Here is a 19,395-nt window from a genome sequence, read left to right on the forward strand (position 1 = left end):
CTGGCTCAGAACCGGGTGCGCACGCCCAACTGCCAGCGCGGGCGCCGCGCCAAAGTCAGCAGGCCGTCCGAACTGATGGCGGAAATCACCCGCTCGCCGAACAGATTGTCGATCCGGGCAAAAACGGACACGCCCCGCCCCACATCCAGACTGCCATCCAGCCCCAGCGCGACGAAGCCCGGCAGGCGCCGGGTACCCAGATCATCGTCGAACTGCCCGGCGGAGGCATCCACCCGCACCGCCGCGGACCATGCGCCCCCCTCAAACGCCAGCCGGGCCTGGCCCCGGTGCACGGGTGTTTGCGGCGGGCGCTGCCCCACCAGGGCGGGATTGGCCGGGGCCTCGGTGATGCGGGCATCGCTCAGGGAATAGCGCGCGGTCAACGCCGCCGTTACGCCCGCGCCCATGCGCCGCGACACTTCAAGGTCCACCTCCAGGCCATCGGTGACACTCTCGGCGATATTGGCGCGCTGGCGCAGCACGCCACCGGGGGGCACGAAACCACCGGGATCGAACACGCCCGGCCCAAAGCCAAGGGTGACATTGCCCACCCCGTCGAACAGCCAGCTACGGAACACCGTCACCCCCAGCGACACGGACGACAGGGGCCGATAGCGCACCCCTGCTTCCAGCCCGGTGGCCTTTTCCGGGATCAGGCGGGCATTGGCCTCCGTGATATCGTTAACAACGCGGAAAGGGCGGTAGAATTCGTTAATGGTGGGCAGGCGCCAGCTTCGAAACAGGGCGGCATTAACCTTTATGGCCCCCGACAGGTTAACATCCGCGCCCAGCCGCCCGCTGGCCACCCAGCCGGACTGATCGGCAAAGCTGGTGTCCTGCAAGGACTCGCCCGATACCGTATTACGCTCCACCCGGCTGCCGGAAAACACCTCATATCGGTCGATGCGGCCCGTCGCGGCCCATGCCACCGGCCCGCGCGTGCCCGATGCTTCCGCGAAACCGCCCAGAATCAACTGGTCCCCGCCCGCCGTGCGCTGCCGGGTAAAGCCCTGCCCCAGATTGCGGAAACGCTCATTGGTTTCGCCCGACAGGCGGCGGGCATCCAGCCCCAGTTCCAGCCCGTCCCACTGCAAGCGCACCATGCCGCCCGCGCCCCAGCCGGGCAGATCGAACTGGTCCAGCACGGCGCGCTCGGTGGTGCGTTCATCCCGCGCGCTGGCGAATGTGTTAACGAATGTGCGGTCCCGGAAAAACACGTTAACTTCCGCATCCGGCCCATCCGGGAAGCGGCCCAGAAGGCGGATCTGGCTGTCCACGCCCCGCGTATCGTTGCGGGCCAGCGACAGGCCGTTAACCCGCTCCTCCTCGTACCAGCGCAGACTGGCTTCCAGTGTCCAGGTGTCGCTCAGCGCCAGCACGCCGCGCCCGCCCGCATGGCGTACCGTCTGGGCGGCGGGCACATCCACCGGGCCGCGCTGGTCTTCGGGCACCAGGAAAAAGCCGTCGCTGTGATCCACGCCACCCCATAGCCGCACATGGCCGCTGTCGCCCTTGAAGGCCAGGGCGCCGCGTCCGCCAAGGCTGTCATAACGGCCCACCGTACCGGTGAACGAGCCGCCCGTGCGATCGGGCGCCTTGCTTTTCAGCGCCACCGCCCCGGCCAGCGCCTGCGCCCCGAACGCACCGGGGGCGCCGCCCTTGCGCACCGTGGCCTCGGCCAGGGTTTCCGGCGCCAGCGCGCTCCAGTATATCCAGCCGCCAAAGGGATCATTCAGGGGCATTCCGTCCAGCGTGACCAGCACCCGGCCCGCTGCATTGGCGCCAATGCCGCGCATGGTCAGACCCTGCGTGGTGGGATGGGCGCTATAGCTGTCCGCCCGGCGGAACAGGCCGACCCCCGGCACACGGCCCAGCACCCGATCCAGCCGCCCCAGCGGAGCGCTCTCCGGCGACAGGCGCACCACGCTTTGGCCCGCATCCGCCACCGGCAGGCGACGGGCGGTCACGGTCAGCGTTTCCAGCGCGGTAGACTCAGCCGCCACCCCGCTGCCGACGCACCAGATCAGCGCCCACAGCGCCGCCGGAATTGTTGAAATGGGTGCGGACATATGTGGCAAGCGCGGCAATCTCATCATCCGTCAACTGTTTGAAAGCGGGCATTTCATTATTGAACTGGCTGTTTTCCACCGCCGCGCTGCCCCGCAGGATCAGCGCCACCACGGCCCCCTTGTCCCCGTTGGCGCGGGGGCTGTCGATCAGGGCGGGCTGCATCATGGGCACCCCGCCGCCATCGACCATATGGCAACTGGCACAGTGGGTCCGGTACAGGGCTTCGCCGTCCGCCGCAAGGGCGCGCGCGGGCGCCAGAAGCGCCAGCAGTGCCATACCCGTCAGGCCAGCAAGACCACTCAGGCCGATCCGGCCAGCATCAATCCTGCGCATGGGTCACCCGCCAGATCCGGCCACCGGACATCAGGCTGGACACATACATGGCCCCGTCCGGCCCTTCCGTCAGCCCGGTGGGGCGATGCTCCGCCTGCCGGGGACTTGTCACCTTGTCTTCCCCGGCAAAGCCATCGGCAAAGGTCACCCAATCGCCGGTGACTGTGCCGTCGGCATCCATGGGCACATAAACGATCCGGTAGCCTTCCTGAACCGGCGACCGGTTCCAGGACCCGTGAAAGGCGATGAAGGCGCCCGTGCGCCAGCCATCCGGCCAGGCACCGGTCTGCCGGAACAGCAGGCCATTGGGCGCCCAGTGCCCCGGAAAGCCCAGCAACGGTTTTTTGCCATGATCGCTGACCGTATCGCCGTCGCCGCCATATTCCGGCATCACCATGCGGCTGCCCTTGCGGTGGTCGTAATAGCTGAACGGCCAGCCCAGATCGTCGCCCCGGTCCACGCGGTGGAATTCCTCCGCCGGCAGTTCGGCGCTTTCCGCCACGCTGTAGATGTCGGGGAAGAACTGATGCAACTGATCCCGGCCATGCTGCACCAGATACAGACCATCCGCCTGATGGTTCCATTCCAGCGCCACGGCATTGCGGTGGCCGGTGGAATGGCGCACCGCATCATCGGGGAAGGTCTGATCGTCCCCATCCGGGTTCAGCATCCACACGCTGGCCTGTAGCTCCAGATCCGGGCAGGGGCGCGCGCCCGGCGAGCCCTTCACGCGGGTTTCCGTCATGCAGGCATTGCTGGGCGCGCCCACATTCACATACAGCATCCCCTCGCCGTCAAAGGCGAGCGACTTGGCCGCGTGCGCCCGCTGTTCGGGAAAGCCATCCATCACCACCGTGCCCGCACCCGAAGGCACCGGGCCGTCCGCCAGCGAAAAGCGCACGATGCTGGTGTCATCCCCGTAATAGAGCGCGCCATCATGCAGGCGCATACCGGTGCCGGACAGGCCAGGCGCGAAATATTCGGTGCGGTCGGCCTTGCCGTCGCCGTCCGTGTCCTTCAGGGCCACGGCACCGAAACCATCCTCCGTGGGGCGCATCAGCGCCGCATAGACCCAGCCGTCAGCGGATACCGCCATGTGCCGGGCGCGGCCAATGCCATCGGCGAACACGGTGGCCTCAAAGCCGGGCGCCAGCCGAACGCCGGTATCGGGGTTCCGCGCTGCATCGTCCGGCACCCCGGAAACCTGTGCCTGAACCCCGGTCAGGCCGATGCCCGCGCCCATAATGGCGGCGAGCGCGCCTTTGATCCCGTTTTTCATCCGTGTCATACCCCTCTCCCTTGATCCGACTTGCCCGGTGATCCCGCCGCCGATCCCAAAGCCCGCGGCGCACACCTGTTGTTTCTAGCTAACCCGCATACCCTTGTCTGGCAAGCGGCCAGCCCCATATGGGCCGGAAAGCCCTTCTTCACCGTCAGGAGCCCCCCGCCATGCCCGAAGACCAATCGCCCATGACGGCCCCGGCCCCGGCCAGCCGCGATGCCTATCATCTGCTGACCACGCGCCGCTCGGTCAAGACGCGGGACATGACCGGCCCCGGCCCGGATCGGGCGGATGTGGAAAAGATACTGACCGCCGCCACCCGCGTGCCCGACCATGGCAAGCTGACGCCGTGGCGCTTTCATGCCTTTATCGGCGACGACCGGCAGCAACTGGCCGACCTGCTTCACGACGCCATGATGGCCGAGGAAGGGTCCGAGCGCAAAGCCCGCGCCATGGCGGATTATGCCTTGCAGACCCCGGCGGTGGTGCTGGCCATATCCACGCCCAGCATGGAAAAGCCCATCCCCGCATGGGAACAGCACCTGTCCATGGGGGCCGCCTGCCAGACCCTGCTGATTGCCGCGCACAGTCTGGGCTTTGTGGGGCAATGGCTCACCGGCTGGGCGGCCACCAGCCCCACCGTGGCCGCGAAGCTGGGCCTTGGCGGGATGGACCGGATCGCGGGTTATCTTTTCCTTGGCTCGCCGCCGGACACACCCCCCACGGAACGGGAGCGCCCGGCGCTTGAAGACGTGGCCACCTTCGGCCTGCCCCACACCAGCCACGGAGCCTGACCCCATGCCCTTCGGATCGGCATACCGCCCCGACCCCGCCTTTCTCCGGCTTGGTGACGGGTTTGCCGACCCGGTGACGGCGGCGGATTTTCCGGCGCACATTCTGCGCTATCGCAATGACGGCGCCGCCACACAAATAGGGCTGGACACCCTGTCGGATGCGGAATGGACCCGCCATCTGGCGGGCTTCGAGCCCCTGCCCGACAATCTGCCAGAGCCGCTGGCCATGCGCTATCACGGCCATCAGTTCCGCAGCTACAACCCGGACCTGGGCGATGGCCGGGGCTTTCTGTTCGCCCAGATGCGGGACCGGGCGGGTCGCCTGATGGATCTGGGCACCAAGGGGTCCGGCACCACGCCCTATAGCCGCTTCGGGGACGGGCGGCTCACCCTGAAGGGGGCGGTCAGGGAAATCCTCGCCGCCGAGATGCTGGAAAGCCTGGGCGCGCATGTATCCCGCGTGCTGTCGGTGGTGGAAACGGGCGAGCACCTGACCCGGCATGACGAGCCCTCCCCCACGCGCTCGGCGGTGATGGTGCGGCTCAATCACGGTCATATCCGCATCGGCACCTTTCAGCGCCACGCCTTTTTCAGCGAAACGGACAAGCTGGAAAAACTGGTGGACTTCAGCCTTGAAACCTATTTCGGCGAAACCCCGCAAGGCGACGCCGCCGCGCGCGCCTGCCGCCTTCTGGCGCTGGTGGCCGACCGGGTGGCCCATCAGGCGGCGGACCTGATGGCCACCGGCTTCGTGCACGGCGTGCTGAACACGGACAATATCAACATCACCGGCGAGATTTTCGATTTCGGCCCCTGGCGCTTCCTGCCCGAAATGAACCTGACCTTCACCGCCGCCTATTTCGACGAAACCGGGCTTTATGCCTTTGGCCGACAGGCGGACGCGCTGCACTGGAACATCTATCAGCTTGCGGGCGCGCTGGTGGACCTGGCCGGGGAAGACGCGCTGAAAGACGTGCTGGCCCCCTTCCCGAAAACCTATGTGGCGGCGCTGAAAAAGGCCCTGTTCCACCGGCTGGGGCTGAAGCCCTTTGGCACTGAGCGCGACGATGCGATGCTCGGTGCCCTCAACGATTTCATGATCGAGGGGAAAATCCCGTTCGAGCGATTCTTCTTCGACTGGTATGGCGGCGCCCTGTCCGCCGACCGGGCACAGCACAGCCCCATCGCGGACCAGTATGAAACGGATCGCTTCAAGGCGCTGGAACCGCACCTTCTGGCGGCGGAACCGAAACGCCGCGATGCGCTGGACCAGCCCTATTTCAACGCCACCGGCCCGGAAACCCTGCTGATCGACGAGGTGGAAGCGCTGTGGGCCGCCATCGACCGGGATGATGACTGGCAGCCCCTGAACCACAAGCTGGATCGCATCAGGGCCATGGGCGCAGCGCTCGGCCACCGCTAGGGGCCGCGCCGCGCCCACCGCTGGGCCAAGGGGTGCGGGACGCGCCCTCAGATGTCCGTTTGCGCCGCCGCACCATTGTCGCCCCCGGCGGCACGGAACAGGTCGCCAATCACCTGAAACGGCAGCCTGACGGAGCCCTTGCGGCCCGGATGGTGCACGACCGGGGCCAGCAGGGCCAGATCGCGGAAGGCTTCGGGAAAGTCGGCTTCCCCGGTTTCCATCATGTGCCGGAAGCGGCGGTCCACGTCCTCGAAGGTGGCGCGGTCCAGCCCGATCACCTGCGATTCCATGATGGCCGCCGCCGCCTGCCCCAGGGCGCAGGCGGTCACTTCCTGGCTGAAATCGGTGATTCTATCGCCGTCCAGCCTGGCGGCGGCGCGCATCCGGCTGCCGCAGATGCGGCTGGTGCGGCGGGCGGTCACATCCGGGTTCGCCAGCGGCGTCTGATGGCCAAGCCGGGTGGTCCAGCGCAGAATGTCTCTGGTGTAAAGCTCGCTCATGACAGACCGTCCGGGCTGAATGTGGGGCGTTCCTGCCTTCCTAGCTAGACGCTCGCGCGGTGTTTGCCAAGGTCCGCAAGGGGGCGCGGCACCAGAAATCCCGCCGACTTCTGATCCCCTTATGGGTGCTGGGCTTGATCCCGCCCCCTCTTGCGCCCCATATTGACGTTGACGACCCCGGCCTTAAATCCAGTTGTCGGCTGGCCGCGTAAGCACGCAATACATGCGCGGCCCCGGTAAAAGGCCGCCGGGTCGGAAACAGAAAGGACAGATGAATGGATGCCGTACTTGAAAGCGTCTCTGACGAGCTGGAACTGAAGGTATCCGGTGGTCGGGCCAGCAACCAACCGTCCCGCGAGGAAGCGGAAGCGGCTGTGCGTACCCTGATCCGCTGGGCCGGTGACAATCCCGACCGGGAAGGCTTGCAGGAAACCCCGAAGCGGGTGGCCAGGGCCTATGAAGAATTTTTCAGCGGCTATCATCAGGACCCCGAAGACATCCTGTCGCGCACCTTCGAAGAGGTGGGCGGCTATGATGACATGGTGGTGCTGCGGGATATTCAGGTGAACAGCCACTGCGAGCACCACATGGTGCCCATAGCGGGCCGGGCGCACATCGCCTATATGCCCGACGGGCGCGTGGTGGGCATATCCAAGCTGGCCCGCGTGATCGAGGTCTATGCCAAGCGCCTGCAAACACAGGAAACCATGACCGCCCAGATCGCCGATGCGGTGGAACGCTATCTCAAGCCCAAGGGCGTGGCCGTGGTGATCGATGCCACCCACCAGTGCATGACCTGCCGGGGCGTGAAAAACCCGGATGTGTACACCATCACCCGCCAGTTGCGCGGCTGCTTCCGCGAGGAGCGGACCGAGCGGCGCTTCTGGGATCTGGTGCGCAACCACCCCGCCAACAACCGGCCATGAGGAGCGGGCGATGACGGGCCCGCTGCCCCTTGCCCCGCGCGATGACCGGGCACAGGTGGAAACCGGCACTCTGCTGGCGCTGAAGTTCGATGACCGGGGGCTGATCCCGGTGGTCACCACCTGCGCGGATACCGGGCGGGTGCTGATGCAGGCATGGATGAACGATCAGGCCGTGGCCCGCACCATGGAAACGGGCGAGGCGCACTATTTCAGCCGCTCCCGCCAGAGCCTGTGGCACAAGGGCGCCACATCCGGCGAATATCAGACCGTGCATGACCTGCGGGTGGACTGCGATCAGGACGCGCTGTGGATGATCGTGACCCAGCATGGGGGCAAATGCTGCCATGTGGGCCACCCCACCTGCTTTTATCGCAGCCTGCCCATCGGCGCCGCGCCGGAAGACACACCGCCCCGCCTGACACCCGCCGGGGACTGATCCCATGCTGACGGAACTGGCCCATGCCCTGACCGCCCGCGCCGCACCGGGCGCGCGGCGGCTTGGGCTGGTGCGGGAAAGCGCCGCCATCACCGCCCGCGCCCGGCGGCTGACACAACAGTGGCACCCCCATCTGGCCGCCAGCAAGGCCGCGATCCAGACCTTTCTGACCCGACAGGCGGGCACCGGCCCGCTGCTGATCTGGGGCGCCGGGGCGGGCCACGACCTGCCCTTTGATGCCCTCGCCCGCTGGCCGGATCGGGTGGTGCTGGCGGATGCGGTGCTGCCCCTGTCGCTGCGGCGCCGGGCCGGGCGCTGGCCGCATATGCGGCTGCATTGCGGCGATGCCACGGGGTTGCTTGGCACCTATGCCGCCCTGCCGGACGGCGCCGCCATCACCGTGCCGGACCCGGCGCCCCTGCTGGCACCCATCAGGGATATGCCGCCCCCCGGTGCCGTGATCAGCCTGAACCTGCTGTCCCAGCTTCCGCGCCCCTTTGTGGGTGCGCCGCCGCACGACTCCGCCGCATCGGCACTGGCCCGTGCGCTGATCAGGGCCCATCTGGCGGCATTGGCAGCCCTGCCCGCGCTCGTCATTTCCGACGTACGGCTTCACCAGGGCACCGCGAACAAGGCCGTGGACACCATTCCGCCGGACCTGCACCCCCCTGCCCCGCAGGGGCGAATAACCCCCCATGCCTCATGTCAGACATGGGACTGGGCATTGGCGCCCCCCGGCGACACCACGGGGCCGGAACGCCTGACCGTGATGGCCTGGCGCCCCATGGAGGGGCCTGATCATGAGGCGCCCGATCATGGGGCGAAAGCAAACCGGATGGCAGGCGCCACCGTATCAGGAACAGGATAAGTTGAAACAGACAAGGCGCCACGGGGCACGGCCACCCCCACGGCCACCCCTGCGGCGACCCCAAGGCCCGGAGACAGACCCCCGCATGACCCATGACCCCGGCATCGCCCCAGCCCGCGACCGCCTGTCCATCCTGCGGCTGATCGCCTATGCCGCGCCCAGTTTCCCGATCGCGGCGGGCCTGCTGGCGCTTCAGGTCTATGTGCCCACCTATTTCGGCGAAAGCACGCCATTGACGCTGGCCACCATCGGCACGGTGCTGCTGGCCGCCCGGCTGTGGGACATGGTGACCGATCCGCTGATCGGCTGGCTGAGCGACCGCACGCCGCGCCATCTGGGCCGTCGGCGCGTCTGGGTTCTTGCGGGCGCGCCGCTGCTGCTGCTTGCCGCCTTCAAGCTGTTCCTGCCACCCGTGGACCCCGGCTGGGGCTATCTGCTGGTCTGGACGGTGCTGATCTATCTGGCGGGCACCATGCTGGTGGTGCCGCTCTATGCCTGGGGCTCGGAACTGACCGGGGACTATCACGAACGCAGCCGCCTTTCCGGCGCGCGGGTCATTACCGGGCTGACCGCCGTGCTGGTCACGCTGTCCCTGCCCGTGGTTCTGGACGGCGCCAGCCGAACCGCGCTCGGCCCGGCGCTCAATGCCACCGCCTGGCTGGTGGCGGGCACGCTGGTGGCGGCGCTGGCATTGCTGATCTGGCAGGTGCCGGATCGGGGCGGCACACCCACCCGGCGCGAGGGGCCGTTTGGCGCCCTGATGGCCGTGCTGCGGGTCGGCCCGGCGCGGCGCCTGCTGATCGCCTTCACCCTGAATGCCACCGCCAATGCCATCCCGGCCACGCTGTTCCTGATGTTCGCGGGCCGGGTGCTGGAGGGCGGCGACAAGGTGGGGGTGTGGCTGTTCCTCTATTTCGCCTGCGCCGCCGCCGGAGTACCGCTATGGGTCTGGCTGTCGGCCCGGATCGGCAAACATCGAAGCTGGGCGGCGGGGCTGGTGATCGCGTCCCTCAGCTTTGTCTGGGTGCCCTTTCTGGGGCCGGGCGACCATCTTTTCTATCTGCTGATCGTCGTCATATCCGGCTTTGCCACCGGCGCGGACCTGGCCATGCCGTCAGCGCTTCAGGCCGATATCGTGGACTGGGACGCCGCCGACACCGGCCAGGCCCGGCCGGGGCAGTTCTTCGCGCTGTGGGGCATGGCCTCAAAGCTGGCCTTCGCGCTGGCCGTGGGGATCACCTTCCCCCTGCTGGATCTGGCCGGTTTCGATGCCGGCGCGGACGACAACAGCGCCTTTTCCAAGCTGGTGCTGGCGCTTCTGTACGGCGTGGCGCCGGTGATCCTGAAGGGAATCACGCTGGCGCTGATCATACGCTATCCGCTGACCCGCGCCGTGCATGAAGCCAACCGCGCCCGGCTCGCCGCGCGCGTCCGCTGATGGCCGCGCTGCGCTTGTCGCACCCCGACCGGGCGCCTATAGTCACCCCCCACAGGCCATCGCCAACGCGGTGGCGACCATAGCCGAAAAGGGGGAAGTTTCATGGACATTGTCCAGATCCCTGTCCTGCGGGACAATTACGTCTATCTCATCCATGACGCGGCAAGCGGTGAAACGGCTGTGGTGGACCCCGCCGTGGCCGAGCCGGTGGAAGAGGCGCTGAACGCCCGCGGCTGGGCCCTGACACAGATCATCAACACCCATCATCACTGGGATCATACCGGCGCCAATGAGACCCTGAAAGGCCGGTATGGCGCGCGCGTCACCGGCCCCGCGGGGGAGCGGGACCGCATTCCCGGCATCGACGTGGCGGTGGCCGGGGGCGACCATATCCATGTGGGCGACAGGGAAGCCCTGGTGATTGATGTACCGGGCCATACCAGCGGCCATATCGCCTATCATTTCGCATCCGAAAAGGCCCTGTTCTGCGGCGACACCCTGTTCGCCATGGGCTGTGGCCGCCTGTTCGAGGGCACGCCGGACCAGATGTGGCGGTCGCTGACCCGGCTGATGGATCTGCCCGATGACACGCGCGCCTATTGCGCCCATGAATACACGCTGGCCAATGGTACCTTCGCGCTGAGCGTGGAACCGGACAATGACGCGCTCAGGCGCCGCATGGAGGCGGTGAAAGCCCTGCGGGAGGCGGGCAAACCCACCATACCCACCACCATCGGGGAAGAAAAGGACACCAACCCCTTTCTGCGCCCCATGAGCCCTGAGATTCAACAGGAAGTGGGGCTGACCGGCGCGGCGCTGACCAAAGTGTTCGCCGAGGTGCGCCACCGCAAGGACACGTTCTGACCGGGCCGCGGGCACCCGTTCCATGCCCGCACCGACAACAAGGGGGGAGAATGACCATGACCACACACGCATCCACCGGCCTTCGGGCCGGCCGCGCCCTATTGCTGGCGCTGCCGCTGACCCTGTTACTGGGCGCCTGCGGCAATGGGGACGGCAACAGCGAAAAGGACCAGACCGGCATGAAGACCGAGACCGCCGCCAGGGGCGAAAGCCAGAACACGGACCCGCACCGCTGGCTGGAAGAGGTGGAGGGCGAAAAGGCCCTTCAATGGGCCGAGGCGCGCAATGACGAAAGCCTGCCCGTGCTCACCGGCCACCCGGATTTCGAGGACATGCGCCAACGGGCGCTGGACGTGTACAACGCCGAGGACAAGATCGCCTATGGCAGCCTGCTGGGCGGCCAGGTGCACAATTTCTGGCAGGATTCGGAGCATGTGCGCGGCATATGGCGCATGACGGACCTGGCCGACTACAAATCCGACAGCCCGCAATGGCAAACCGTGCTGGACCTGGACGCCCTGGCCGAGCAGGAAGGCGAGAACTGGGTCTATAAAGGCCGCTCCTGCCTGCCGCCGGATCACACACGCTGCCTGGTGCAGTTGTCCCGCGGCGGCGCCGACGCCGTGGTGGTGCGGGAGTTTGACGTGGCGGAACGCGCCTTTGTGGAAAACGGCTTCAAGACACCCGAATCCAAGCAATGGTCCACCTGGCAGGATGAAGACACCCTTCTGATCGCCACCGATTTTGGCGACGGCACCATGAATGAAAGCGGCTATCCCCGGCAGGTTCGGCGGTGGCAGCGCGGCACCCCGCTTGCAGATGCGGAACTGGTGCTGGAAGGCAGCGAAAAGGTGGTCTTCAACTTCCCCTTCAGCCATAGGGGGCCGGATCACAGCTATAGCGGCGTCATTCAGGGGCCGGATTTCTTCACCGAGATCATTCATCTGATGGGGCCGGATGGCCTGCAACAGCTCGACCTGCCCCGCGCCATCAATTTCCAGGGCTTTCTGGGCGACCGGATCATCCTTCAGATGCGCAAGGACTGGCCCACGGATAGCGGCGCCAGCCCCGCGCCCGCCGGGTCGCTGGTAGCCCTGTCCGTGGCGGATGCCCGCGCCGGGCGCGCGGCCAGCGGGCTTGAGGTGATCCTGGCCCCCCGCGACCGCCAGAGCATTGACAGCGTATCCATTGGCCGGGACCGGCTGTTCATCGCCATGCTGGACAATGTGAAGGGCCGCCTTGTCACCGCCGCGCCGGGCAGCGACGGCTGGGCGCTGACCGAACGGGATATTGGCGACAATGGCAGCGTGGACATCGTTTCCACCGATGGCTGGAGCGACAACGCCCTGATCAATTTCCAGAGCTTCCTGACACCGGACACGCTGTTTCTGATGGCGAACGGCGCCGAGCCGGAAGCAATCAGGCGCCTGCCCGCCCGCTTCGACACGGATGGCCTGATCACGGAACAGAAAACCGCCACATCGAAGGATGGCACGGAAATACCCTATTTCGTGATACGGCCCAAGGATGCCCCCATGGACGGCAGCACGCCCACCATGCTCTATGGCTATGGCGGCTTTGAAATCGCGCTGACCCCCAGCTATTTCGGCGGCTTCCCCATGCTGTGGGTGGAGCGGGGCGGCGCCTATGTGGTGGCCAATATCCGCGGCGGCGGCGAGTTCGGGCCCGCCTGGCACCAGGCGGCGCTGAAGGAAAACCGCCAGCGCGCCTATGACGATTTCATCGCCGTGGGCGAGCATCTGGCGGAAACCGGCCTGACCAGCCCCAGGCATCTGGGCATTTTCGGCGGCAGCAATGGCGGGCTGCTGACCGGCGTGATGCTGACACAGCGCCCGGACCTGTGGAACGGCGTGATCATCGGCGTGCCTTTGCTGGACATGCTGCGCTATGACAAGCTGCTGGCGGGCGCAAGCTGGGTCGGCGAATATGGCGACCCGGACATCCCGAAGGAACGGGCCTGGATCGCACAATATTCGCCCTATCAGAACCTGAAGGCGGAAGCCGACTATCCCGAACCTTTCGTGTTCACCTCCACCCGCGATGACCGGGTGCACCCCGGCCATGCCCGCAAGTTCGTGGCGCGAATGCGGGAAATGGGGCATGACGTGCTCTATTACGAAAACACGGAAGGCGGCCATGCGGCGTCGGCCAATCTGAAGCAGCGGGCCTTCAATGCGGCGCTGATGACCAGCTATGCGCTGCAAAAACTGCACGGCAATGGCAACACCGGCGCGGCCGAGGACTGAACCGACCACGCCATAAGCGATTGCTGGGCGGGTGGCACGGCGCCGCCCGCCCACGTCTGGCCACCCATGAGCAGGCGCATCAGGCCAATCTGATTGCACCATACCGCACAATATTGGAAAATTTTTCCAATGCGATCCGGTTTCCCCGCAAACACGCCCCGATGGCCCCACCACCGCGCGGGGCCGGGGATAAAAAATTTCTAACCCCTGCAATAATTCTTATCGTTTGTGACAGCGCGCGCGGATGCGTACCTGATGTGTCATGGCGGCCTGCCACAAGGGCACCCCGCGCCCGACCGGGCCCGCCGCGAAGACATCGGCCATTGGAGCGCGCCATGAGCACCATTCCCATATTCCTGACCGCCGAAAAGCATCATGTGCTGATCGTGGGCACGGGCGACGAGGCCCGCGCCAAGCTGGCCCTGATGAGCGAGACGGACGCGGCCATCACCGTTGTGGGCCCCGGCGTGCGCGATGCGCTGGCCGAAGCGGGGCTGACCCCGGACGGCCTGGGGCATGACCGCCTGCATCTGGTGGACCGCCCCTTCCACGCGGATGACCTGTCGGGCAAGACGCTGGTTTACATCGCCACCGGGGATGACCTGTCGGAAGAGCGCATCCGGCGACAGGCCCAGGAACGGGGCCTGCCGGTCAATGTGGTGGACAAGCCCGCCAAATCCAATTTCATCACCCCGGCACAGTTCCGCCGGGGCCCCTTGCGGGTGGCGTTTTCCTCTGGCGGGGTGGCGCCTGTGTTCGTGCGCCGCCTGCGCGCCCTGCTGGAGCGGATCGTTCCCCGCTCGCTGGGCGTTCTGGCCGAAGCGGCGGGCGACGTGCGCGGCGATGTGAAGCGCCTGATCCCCGACGGCACCCGTCGTCGCCTGTTCTGGGACAGCCTGTTCGATCGGGCGGGCGATCATGACGGCCTGACCCCCCGGCAGGCCCGTGATGCGATTCTGGAGGCCGCCCGCGCCCATGGCCGGGCGGGCAGCGACGGCATCGTGCAACTGGTGGGCGCCGGGCCGGGCGACCCGGAGCTGATCACGCTGAAGGCGCACCGCGCGCTGCAACAGGCGGATGTGGTGGTCTATGACCGGCTGGTGAGCCGGGATGTGCTGTCACTGGCACGCCGGGATGCGGAGCTGCTCTATGCGGGCAAGCGCGAAGGCGAACACGGCATCGGCCAGCACGGCATCAACCAGCTCATGCTGGACCATGCCCATGCGGGCAAGCGCGTGGTGCGGCTCAAGGGCGGCGACCCGCTCACCTTCAGTCGCGCGGGGGAAGAGCTGGCCGCCCTCAGGGGCCGGGGTGTCAGCGTGGAGATCATCCCCGGCATCACGGCGCTGGCCGGAATCGCCGCCAGCAGCCAGATTCCCCTGACGGATCGGGACCATGCCTCCAGCGTGACCCTGGCCACCGGGCGGCTGAAAGACGGCAGTATGCGGGAATGGGCCGACCTGGCGGGCGAAGGCCGCACGCTGGCGGTTTATATGGGCGTGCGCTCCGCCAATGCCATTGCCGACGGGCTCATACGCCACGGCGTGCCCGCCGCCACACCGGTGGCGGTGGTGGAAAACGGCACGCGGGCGAACGAACGGCGGCTCTACGGCCAACTGGACGGGCTGGGCGCCCTGGTGGCGCGGGAAGCGGTGCAAAGCCCCGCCCTGCTGATCATCGGGGACGTGGTGCAGGTGGCCCGTGACTGGCCGGGCCTGGACCATCTGGTGCGGGATGCCGCGCTGGCCGCCACCGGCTGATCCACGGCCTGCGAACACCCGGAACATCAAGCAACGAGGACGTTGTCATGGCGAAGAAAATCAAGGGCCCGCAAATGGTCATGGCCAACCGGCTGACAGACGGGCGGGCTGTCTTTTTCACCGGTCAGGGCTGGTCGCCGGACTACCGCGAAGCGGCCCTTGCGCCGGACGAAACCGCGATCCAGCCGATACTGGAAGCCGCCACCGCCTTTGAGGCCGCCAACAAGGTGATCGATGTGCTGCCAATCGAGGCGGAAAGCACCGAGCCCGGCGCGGCCCCGAAACATATCCAGCGCCGCCTGCAAACCCTGGGCCCCACGGTACGCCGGGATCTGGGCTATCAGGCGGAAGGGTTCGATGCCTGAGATTAAACGCCTGCGATTCGACGCCTGAGACCGGCGCGAGCCCGGCAAGCGAGATTTTGACAAGGAGGGCGCCATGTACGCCTATGACCCGTTCGATCATGACATGGTCCAGACCCGCGTGGCGGAATTCCGCGACCAGGTGGACCGCCGCCTGAAAGGCGAACTGACCGAGGAAGAGTTCAGGCCGCTAAGGCTGATGAACGGCCTGTATCTGCAAATGCACGCCTATATGCTGCGGGTGGCCATTCCCTATGGCACGCTGTCATCGGGCCAGATGCGCCAGCTTGCCTATATCGCCCGGCGCTATGACAAGGGCTATGGCCATTTCACCACACGCCAGAACATTCAGTACAACTGGCCCAAACTGGTGGAGGTGCCGGACCTGCTGATGGACCTGGCCAAGGTGGAAATGCACGCCTTCCAGACCAGCGGCAACTGCATCCGCAATGTCTCCACGGACCAGTTCGCGGGCGCCGCGGCGGACGAGATCGCCGACCCCCGCCCCTATGCGGAACTGATCCGGCAATGGTCCACCCTGCACCCGGAATTTTCCTTTCTGCCGCGCAAGTTCAAGATCGCGCTGACCGCCGCGCCGAAAGACCGGGCGGCGGTGAAATGGCACGATATCGGCCTGATCCTGAAGCGGAACGAAGCGGGCGAGCTGGGCTTTGAAGTGCTGGCGGGCGGCGGCATGGGGCGCACCCCGGTGATCGCCAAGACCGTGCGGAACTTCCTGCCGGAAGCGGACCTGATCAGCTATCTGGATGCCATGCTGCGGGTCTATAACGAGGAAGGCAACCGCCAGAACAAGTTCAAGGCGCGCATCAAGATTCTGCTGGAAACACTGGGGGCGGAGGAATACGCCCGCAAGGTGGAAGCGGAATGGCAGGCCATTCGCCATCATCCCATCGATGTGCCGGAAGACGAGATCACCCGCATCAAGCGCTTCTTCACCCTGCCGCCGCTGGAAACCGGGCCGCTGGAGGATGCGGGCGTGGAAGAGCGCCGCAGGGCGGATTTCACCTTTGACCGCTTCGTGCGCCACAACACCCTGGCCCACAAAGTGCCCGGCCATGTGAATGTGACCATCTCGCTCAAGCCGCATGGCGGCATTCCGGGCGATGCCACGGACAGCCAGATGGAAGCCGTGGCGGACATGGCCGACCGCTGGAGCCAGGGCGAGATTCGCGTCAGCCATGAACAGAACCTGATCCTGCCCCATGTGCCCCTGAGCGCGCTGTCGGCGCTGTACGACGCTCTCGCCGAACAGGGGTTCGCCAGCCCCAATGCGGGCCTGCTGACCGACATGATCGCCTGCCCGGGGCTGGATTATTGCAGCTTGGCCAATGCCCGGTCCATCCCCGTGGCACAACGCATCGCCGAACGCTTTGACGACATGGCCCGGCTGGAGGAAATCGGCCCGCTGAAGCTGAAAATCTCCGGCTGCATCAATAGCTGCGGCCACCACCATGCGGGCCATATCGGCATTCTGGGCGTGGATCGCAAAGGCGAGGAAATGTACCAGATTCTGCTGGGCGGCAGCGGCGCGGAGGACGCCAGCAAGGCCGAGATTCTGGGCCGTGGCTTCACCTATGACGACATCGTCGATGCGGTGGAGCGCACCGTCACCTGTTATCTGGGCGAGCGGAACGAAGACGAGACCTTTCTGGAAACCTATCGCCGGCTTGGCCCGGCACCCTTCAAGGAGGCGGTCTATGGCACTGCTTAGTCTGAGCGGCATCGCCGTCGAGCCGCTGGAAACCGTGACTGAGGCCGAGGACGTGGCCGAAGGCGCGCGCGTGGCCGTGCCGCTGGCCGCTTTCGAGGACAACCCCGATGCCTTTCTGGCGCGGGCTGGCCGGATCGGCCTGATCGTGGAGACGGACACGGACTTCCACCGGCTGGAAGCGCCGATCGCCCATGACAAGGTGAAGCTGGTGCTGGTGCATTTCCCCGGCTTCGCGGACGGGCGCGGCTTTTCGCTGGCCGTGCGGCTGCGCAAGGATCTGGGCTTTCGCGGCGAAATCCGGGCGGTGGGCCATGTGATCCCCGATCAGGCGCAGTTCCTGCTGCGCGCCGGATTCGACAGCGTGGAAGCGGCACCGGAACGCGAAGAAGCCTTCCGCCGCGCCGTGGACCGCTATCAGGCCTTTTACCAGAGCGATTATACGGGCGGCACGGCCATTGCCCGCCACCGCCACAACAGCGCCGCTCCCGGAGCGCGGGAGGTATCATGACCGCCGCGGCCAAACATCTGGCCCGGAAAGATGGCTTCAATGCGGAGTCGGAGGCGCTGGCCATGGAATGGCGCTTCGGCACCGCGTCACCGGAACAGGTGATCGCGGCGGCGCGCGATCGCTGGGAGGACCGGTTTGCCCTGGTTTCCAGCTTCGGCACCGAGTCCGCCGTGCTGCTGCATATCGCGGCCTCCGTCTCGAAGGAACTTCCGGTCCTGTTTCTGGACACGCTGAAGCTGTTTCCCGAAACCCGCGCCTATCGCGATGCGCTGGTGGACCGGCTGGGCCTGGTTGATGTGCGGGATATCAGCCCCGCGCCCGCCGATCTGGACCGGGACGACCCCGGCGGCGATCTGTGGCGGACCAACACCAATCGCTGCTGCTTTATCCGCAAGGTGAAGCCGCTCAATGAAACATTGGGGGATTTCCGGGCCTGGGCCAATGGCCGCAAACGCTATCAGGGCGGGCGGCGCAGCACGCTGGCTCATTTCGAGGCCGCCGATGGCCGGGTCAAGGTGAACCCGCTGGCTCACTGGCGCCGGGAGGATGTGCAGGCCTATCTGGATTTTCACGACCTGCCCCGCCACCCGCTGGAGGCGCAGGGTTTCCCGTCCGTGGGCTGCACCCATTGCACGGATCGGGTCAGGAACGGCGAACACAGCCGGGCCGGGCGCTGGCGCGGCCAGCAAAAGAGCGAATGCGGCATTCACCTGTCCTATGCCCGCAATGAGGAACTGGCCGGGCCCGGCACCTGAACCATGGGCAAGCCAGCCTGCCCCGCCATGGTTGGCAAGAGCGCCCCTCCGGCCCTATGGTGATTCAAGGTTCAGCCCTTGATCTGGTTTTGACAAAGATTGGTTTTGACAATGAAACGATCCCTGCTGCCGCTCAATGCCCTGCGTGCCTTCGATGCCGCCGCGCGCCATATGAGCTTCAAGAAGGCGGCCGAGGATCTCAGCGTCACCCCCGCCGCCATTTCCCAGCAGATCCGCAGTCTTGAGGAATTTCTGGGCGTGGAACTGTTCAAGCGCACCAACCGGTCCCTGGTGCTGACCGAGGTGGCGCAACTGGCGCTGGCGCCGCTCAAGGAAGCCTTCGAGAAGATGGAGGAAAGCGTCGGCATCCTGACGGAAAACCGCAATGCCAAGCAACTCCGCGTATCGGTCTATCCCAGCTTTGCCAGCAAGTGGCTGGTGCCACGGCTCGCCAGCTATTACGAAACCCGCCCCGATGCGGTGGTGAAAATCTCCGCCACCATGGCGCTGACCGACTTCGCACAGGACGATGTGGACCTGGCCATCCGCTATGGCGGCGGCAACTATCCCGGCCTGTATGTGGAGGAAGTGCTGCGCGAGACCGTGTTCCCCGTTTGCGCGCCGGACCTGGCCCGCGACATTCACAGGCCCGAAGACCTGCTCACCTTCACCCATATCCATGATGATTCCCTGAGCGACGACGACAGCGCGCCCACCTGGTCCATGTGGCTGAAAGCCGCCGGTGTGGCGGAACGGGAAGGCCAGCCGGCGCTGCATTTCAACACCCATTCGCTGGCCGTGGAGGCCGCCGCCGCCGGGCGCGGCGTGGCGCTGGCCCGCTCCGCCATCGCGGAGGAGGACATCAAGGCCGGGCGGCTGGTCAAGCCGCTGGGGGAGGCGGTGCCGGTGGACTTCGCCAATTATGTGGTGGCGCCCAAGGAAAACCTGAAGAATGAGCGCGTGCAGGACTTCATCAAATGGCTGAAGGACGAAATCCGCCTGTTCGAAGAAGGCATCACCAAGGACTGATCCGCCCCCCGGAACGCCACCCTGAACGCCACACCCCGGCGTGATGGG

Annotated in this window: 18 protein-coding genes; 14 read left to right on the forward strand and 4 right to left on the reverse strand. The window is 66.4% G+C overall.

Annotated elements, in window-relative coordinates; genetic code table 11:
* Positions 1–5: 5 nt before the first annotated feature.
* Genes WGH93_RS07040 through WGH93_RS07050 form a run of 3 tightly spaced genes read right to left on the reverse strand, consistent with a single transcriptional unit; the run spans position 6 to position 3,691 of the window.
* Positions 6–2,003, reverse strand: coding sequence for a TonB-dependent receptor (locus WGH93_RS07040; RefSeq protein WP_374764160.1), 1,998 nt, complete (start codon positions 2,001–2,003; stop codon positions 6–8).
* Positions 1,993–2,403 carry a c-type cytochrome gene (locus WGH93_RS07045; protein WP_374764161.1) on the reverse strand — a complete coding sequence of 137 codons (411 nt, stop codon included), beginning with the start codon at positions 2,401–2,403 and terminating at the stop codon, positions 1,993–1,995. Before WGH93_RS07045 ends, WGH93_RS07040 begins: the two co-directional genes overlap by 11 nt.
* A complete protein-coding gene (locus WGH93_RS07050; RefSeq protein WP_374764162.1) occupies positions 2,390–3,691 on the reverse strand; it encodes a PQQ-dependent sugar dehydrogenase in 1,302 nt (433 codons plus the stop codon). Before WGH93_RS07050 ends, WGH93_RS07045 begins: the two co-directional genes overlap by 14 nt.
* Before the next feature lie 161 nt (positions 3,692–3,852).
* Here WGH93_RS07050 and WGH93_RS07055 point away from each other — a divergent pair, with 161 nt between their 5' ends.
* Both WGH93_RS07055 and WGH93_RS07060 read left to right on the forward strand, forming a co-directional pair.
* Entirely contained in the window at positions 3,853–4,479 is a 627-nt protein-coding gene (locus WGH93_RS07055; RefSeq protein ID WP_374764163.1) for a nitroreductase family protein, read from the forward strand.
* A 4-nt stretch (positions 4,480–4,483) separates the two neighbouring features.
* Positions 4,484–5,902, forward strand: coding sequence for a protein adenylyltransferase SelO family protein (locus tag WGH93_RS07060; RefSeq protein ID WP_374764164.1), 1,419 nt, complete (start codon positions 4,484–4,486; stop codon positions 5,900–5,902).
* A gap of 47 nt (positions 5,903–5,949) precedes the next feature.
* On the opposite strand, the gene WGH93_RS07065 is transcribed toward WGH93_RS07060, so the two are convergent.
* Positions 5,950–6,402 (reverse strand): iron-sulfur cluster assembly scaffold protein, encoded by a 453-nt coding sequence (locus WGH93_RS07065; RefSeq protein ID WP_374764165.1) that lies wholly within the window; start codon positions 6,400–6,402, stop codon positions 5,950–5,952.
* Positions 6,403–6,677: 275 nt separating this feature from the next.
* Here WGH93_RS07065 and folE point away from each other — a divergent pair, with 275 nt between their 5' ends.
* From folE to gcvA, 12 genes are all read left to right on the forward strand, one after another.
* Complete coding sequence (gene folE, locus WGH93_RS07070) at positions 6,678–7,328, forward strand: GTP cyclohydrolase I FolE (protein ID WP_374764166.1); 651 nt, start codon at positions 6,678–6,680, stop codon at positions 7,326–7,328.
* Positions 7,329–7,338: 10 nt separating this feature from the next.
* Entirely contained in the window at positions 7,339–7,764 is a 426-nt protein-coding gene (gene hisI / locus WGH93_RS07075) for a phosphoribosyl-AMP cyclohydrolase (RefSeq protein ID WP_374764167.1), read from the forward strand.
* Positions 7,765–7,768: 4 nt separating this feature from the next.
* The gene (locus WGH93_RS07080; RefSeq protein ID WP_374764168.1) at positions 7,769–8,632 is read left to right on the forward strand and encodes a hypothetical protein; all 864 of its coding nucleotides are present in this window, start codon (positions 7,769–7,771) and stop codon (positions 8,630–8,632) included.
* 85 nt (positions 8,633–8,717) lie between these two features.
* The gene (locus WGH93_RS07085) at positions 8,718–10,070 is read left to right on the forward strand and encodes an MFS transporter (RefSeq protein WP_374764169.1); all 1,353 of its coding nucleotides are present in this window, start codon (positions 8,718–8,720) and stop codon (positions 10,068–10,070) included.
* A gap of 102 nt (positions 10,071–10,172) precedes the next feature.
* A complete protein-coding gene (gene gloB, locus WGH93_RS07090; RefSeq protein WP_374764170.1) occupies positions 10,173–10,934 on the forward strand; it encodes a hydroxyacylglutathione hydrolase in 762 nt (253 codons plus the stop codon).
* 56 nt (positions 10,935–10,990) lie between these two features.
* Entirely contained in the window at positions 10,991–13,201 is a 2,211-nt protein-coding gene (locus WGH93_RS07095; protein ID WP_374764171.1) for a prolyl oligopeptidase family serine peptidase, read from the forward strand.
* 335 nt (positions 13,202–13,536) lie between these two features.
* On the forward strand, positions 13,537–14,961 hold the full coding sequence (cysG, locus tag WGH93_RS07100; protein WP_374764172.1) for a siroheme synthase CysG: 1,425 nt from the start codon (positions 13,537–13,539) through the stop codon (positions 14,959–14,961).
* A gap of 47 nt (positions 14,962–15,008) precedes the next feature.
* Positions 15,009–15,326 (forward strand): DUF2849 domain-containing protein, encoded by a 318-nt coding sequence (locus WGH93_RS07105; RefSeq protein WP_374764173.1) that lies wholly within the window; start codon positions 15,009–15,011, stop codon positions 15,324–15,326.
* Between the two features lie 73 nt (positions 15,327–15,399).
* A complete protein-coding gene (locus WGH93_RS07110) occupies positions 15,400–17,055 on the forward strand; it encodes a nitrite/sulfite reductase (protein WP_374764174.1) in 1,656 nt (551 codons plus the stop codon).
* Entirely contained in the window at positions 17,042–17,563 is a 522-nt protein-coding gene (locus WGH93_RS07115) for a DUF934 domain-containing protein (protein ID WP_374764175.1), read from the forward strand. Before WGH93_RS07110 ends, WGH93_RS07115 begins: the two co-directional genes overlap by 14 nt.
* On the forward strand, positions 17,560–18,318 hold the full coding sequence (locus WGH93_RS07120) for a phosphoadenylyl-sulfate reductase (protein WP_374764176.1): 759 nt from the start codon (positions 17,560–17,562) through the stop codon (positions 18,316–18,318). The genes WGH93_RS07115 and WGH93_RS07120 overlap by 4 nt, the downstream gene beginning before the upstream one ends.
* A 111-nt stretch (positions 18,319–18,429) precedes the next feature.
* On the forward strand, positions 18,430–19,347 hold the full coding sequence (gene gcvA / locus WGH93_RS07125) for a transcriptional regulator GcvA (protein WP_374764177.1): 918 nt from the start codon (positions 18,430–18,432) through the stop codon (positions 19,345–19,347).
* Positions 19,348–19,395 lie beyond the last annotated feature (48 nt).

The organism is Yunchengibacter salinarum, from assembly GCF_037658235.1.
GTDB classification, from domain to species: Bacteria; Pseudomonadota; Alphaproteobacteria; order Sphingomonadales; family Kordiimonadaceae; genus Yunchengibacter; species Yunchengibacter salinarum.

Coding starts and splice junctions, on each gene's coding strand:
- WGH93_RS07045 (WP_374764161.1), bottom strand. CDS start 2,403: ATGCGCAGGATTGATGCTGGCCGGATCGGCCTGAGTGGTCTTGCTGGC.
- WGH93_RS07050 (WP_374764162.1), bottom strand. CDS start 3,691: ATGACACGGATGAAAAACGGGATCAAAGGCGCGCTCGCCGCCATTATG.
- WGH93_RS07055 (WP_374764163.1), top strand. CDS start 3,853: ATGCCCGAAGACCAATCGCCCATGACGGCCCCGGCCCCGGCCAGCCGC.
- WGH93_RS07060 (WP_374764164.1), top strand. CDS start 4,484: ATGCCCTTCGGATCGGCATACCGCCCCGACCCCGCCTTTCTCCGGCTT.
- WGH93_RS07065 (WP_374764165.1), bottom strand. CDS start 6,402: ATGAGCGAGCTTTACACCAGAGACATTCTGCGCTGGACCACCCGGCTT.
- folE (WP_374764166.1), top strand. CDS start 6,678: ATGGATGCCGTACTTGAAAGCGTCTCTGACGAGCTGGAACTGAAGGTA.
- hisI (WP_374764167.1), top strand. CDS start 7,339: ATGACGGGCCCGCTGCCCCTTGCCCCGCGCGATGACCGGGCACAGGTG.
- WGH93_RS07080 (WP_374764168.1), top strand. CDS start 7,769: ATGCTGACGGAACTGGCCCATGCCCTGACCGCCCGCGCCGCACCGGGC.
- WGH93_RS07085 (WP_374764169.1), top strand. CDS start 8,718: ATGACCCATGACCCCGGCATCGCCCCAGCCCGCGACCGCCTGTCCATC.
- gloB (WP_374764170.1), top strand. CDS start 10,173: ATGGACATTGTCCAGATCCCTGTCCTGCGGGACAATTACGTCTATCTC.
- WGH93_RS07095 (WP_374764171.1), top strand. CDS start 10,991: ATGACCACACACGCATCCACCGGCCTTCGGGCCGGCCGCGCCCTATTG.
- cysG (WP_374764172.1), top strand. CDS start 13,537: ATGAGCACCATTCCCATATTCCTGACCGCCGAAAAGCATCATGTGCTG.
- WGH93_RS07105 (WP_374764173.1), top strand. CDS start 15,009: ATGGCGAAGAAAATCAAGGGCCCGCAAATGGTCATGGCCAACCGGCTG.
- WGH93_RS07110 (WP_374764174.1), top strand. CDS start 15,400: ATGTACGCCTATGACCCGTTCGATCATGACATGGTCCAGACCCGCGTG.
- WGH93_RS07115 (WP_374764175.1), top strand. CDS start 17,042: ATGGCACTGCTTAGTCTGAGCGGCATCGCCGTCGAGCCGCTGGAAACC.
- WGH93_RS07120 (WP_374764176.1), top strand. CDS start 17,560: ATGACCGCCGCGGCCAAACATCTGGCCCGGAAAGATGGCTTCAATGCG.
- gcvA (WP_374764177.1), top strand. CDS start 18,430: ATGAAACGATCCCTGCTGCCGCTCAATGCCCTGCGTGCCTTCGATGCC.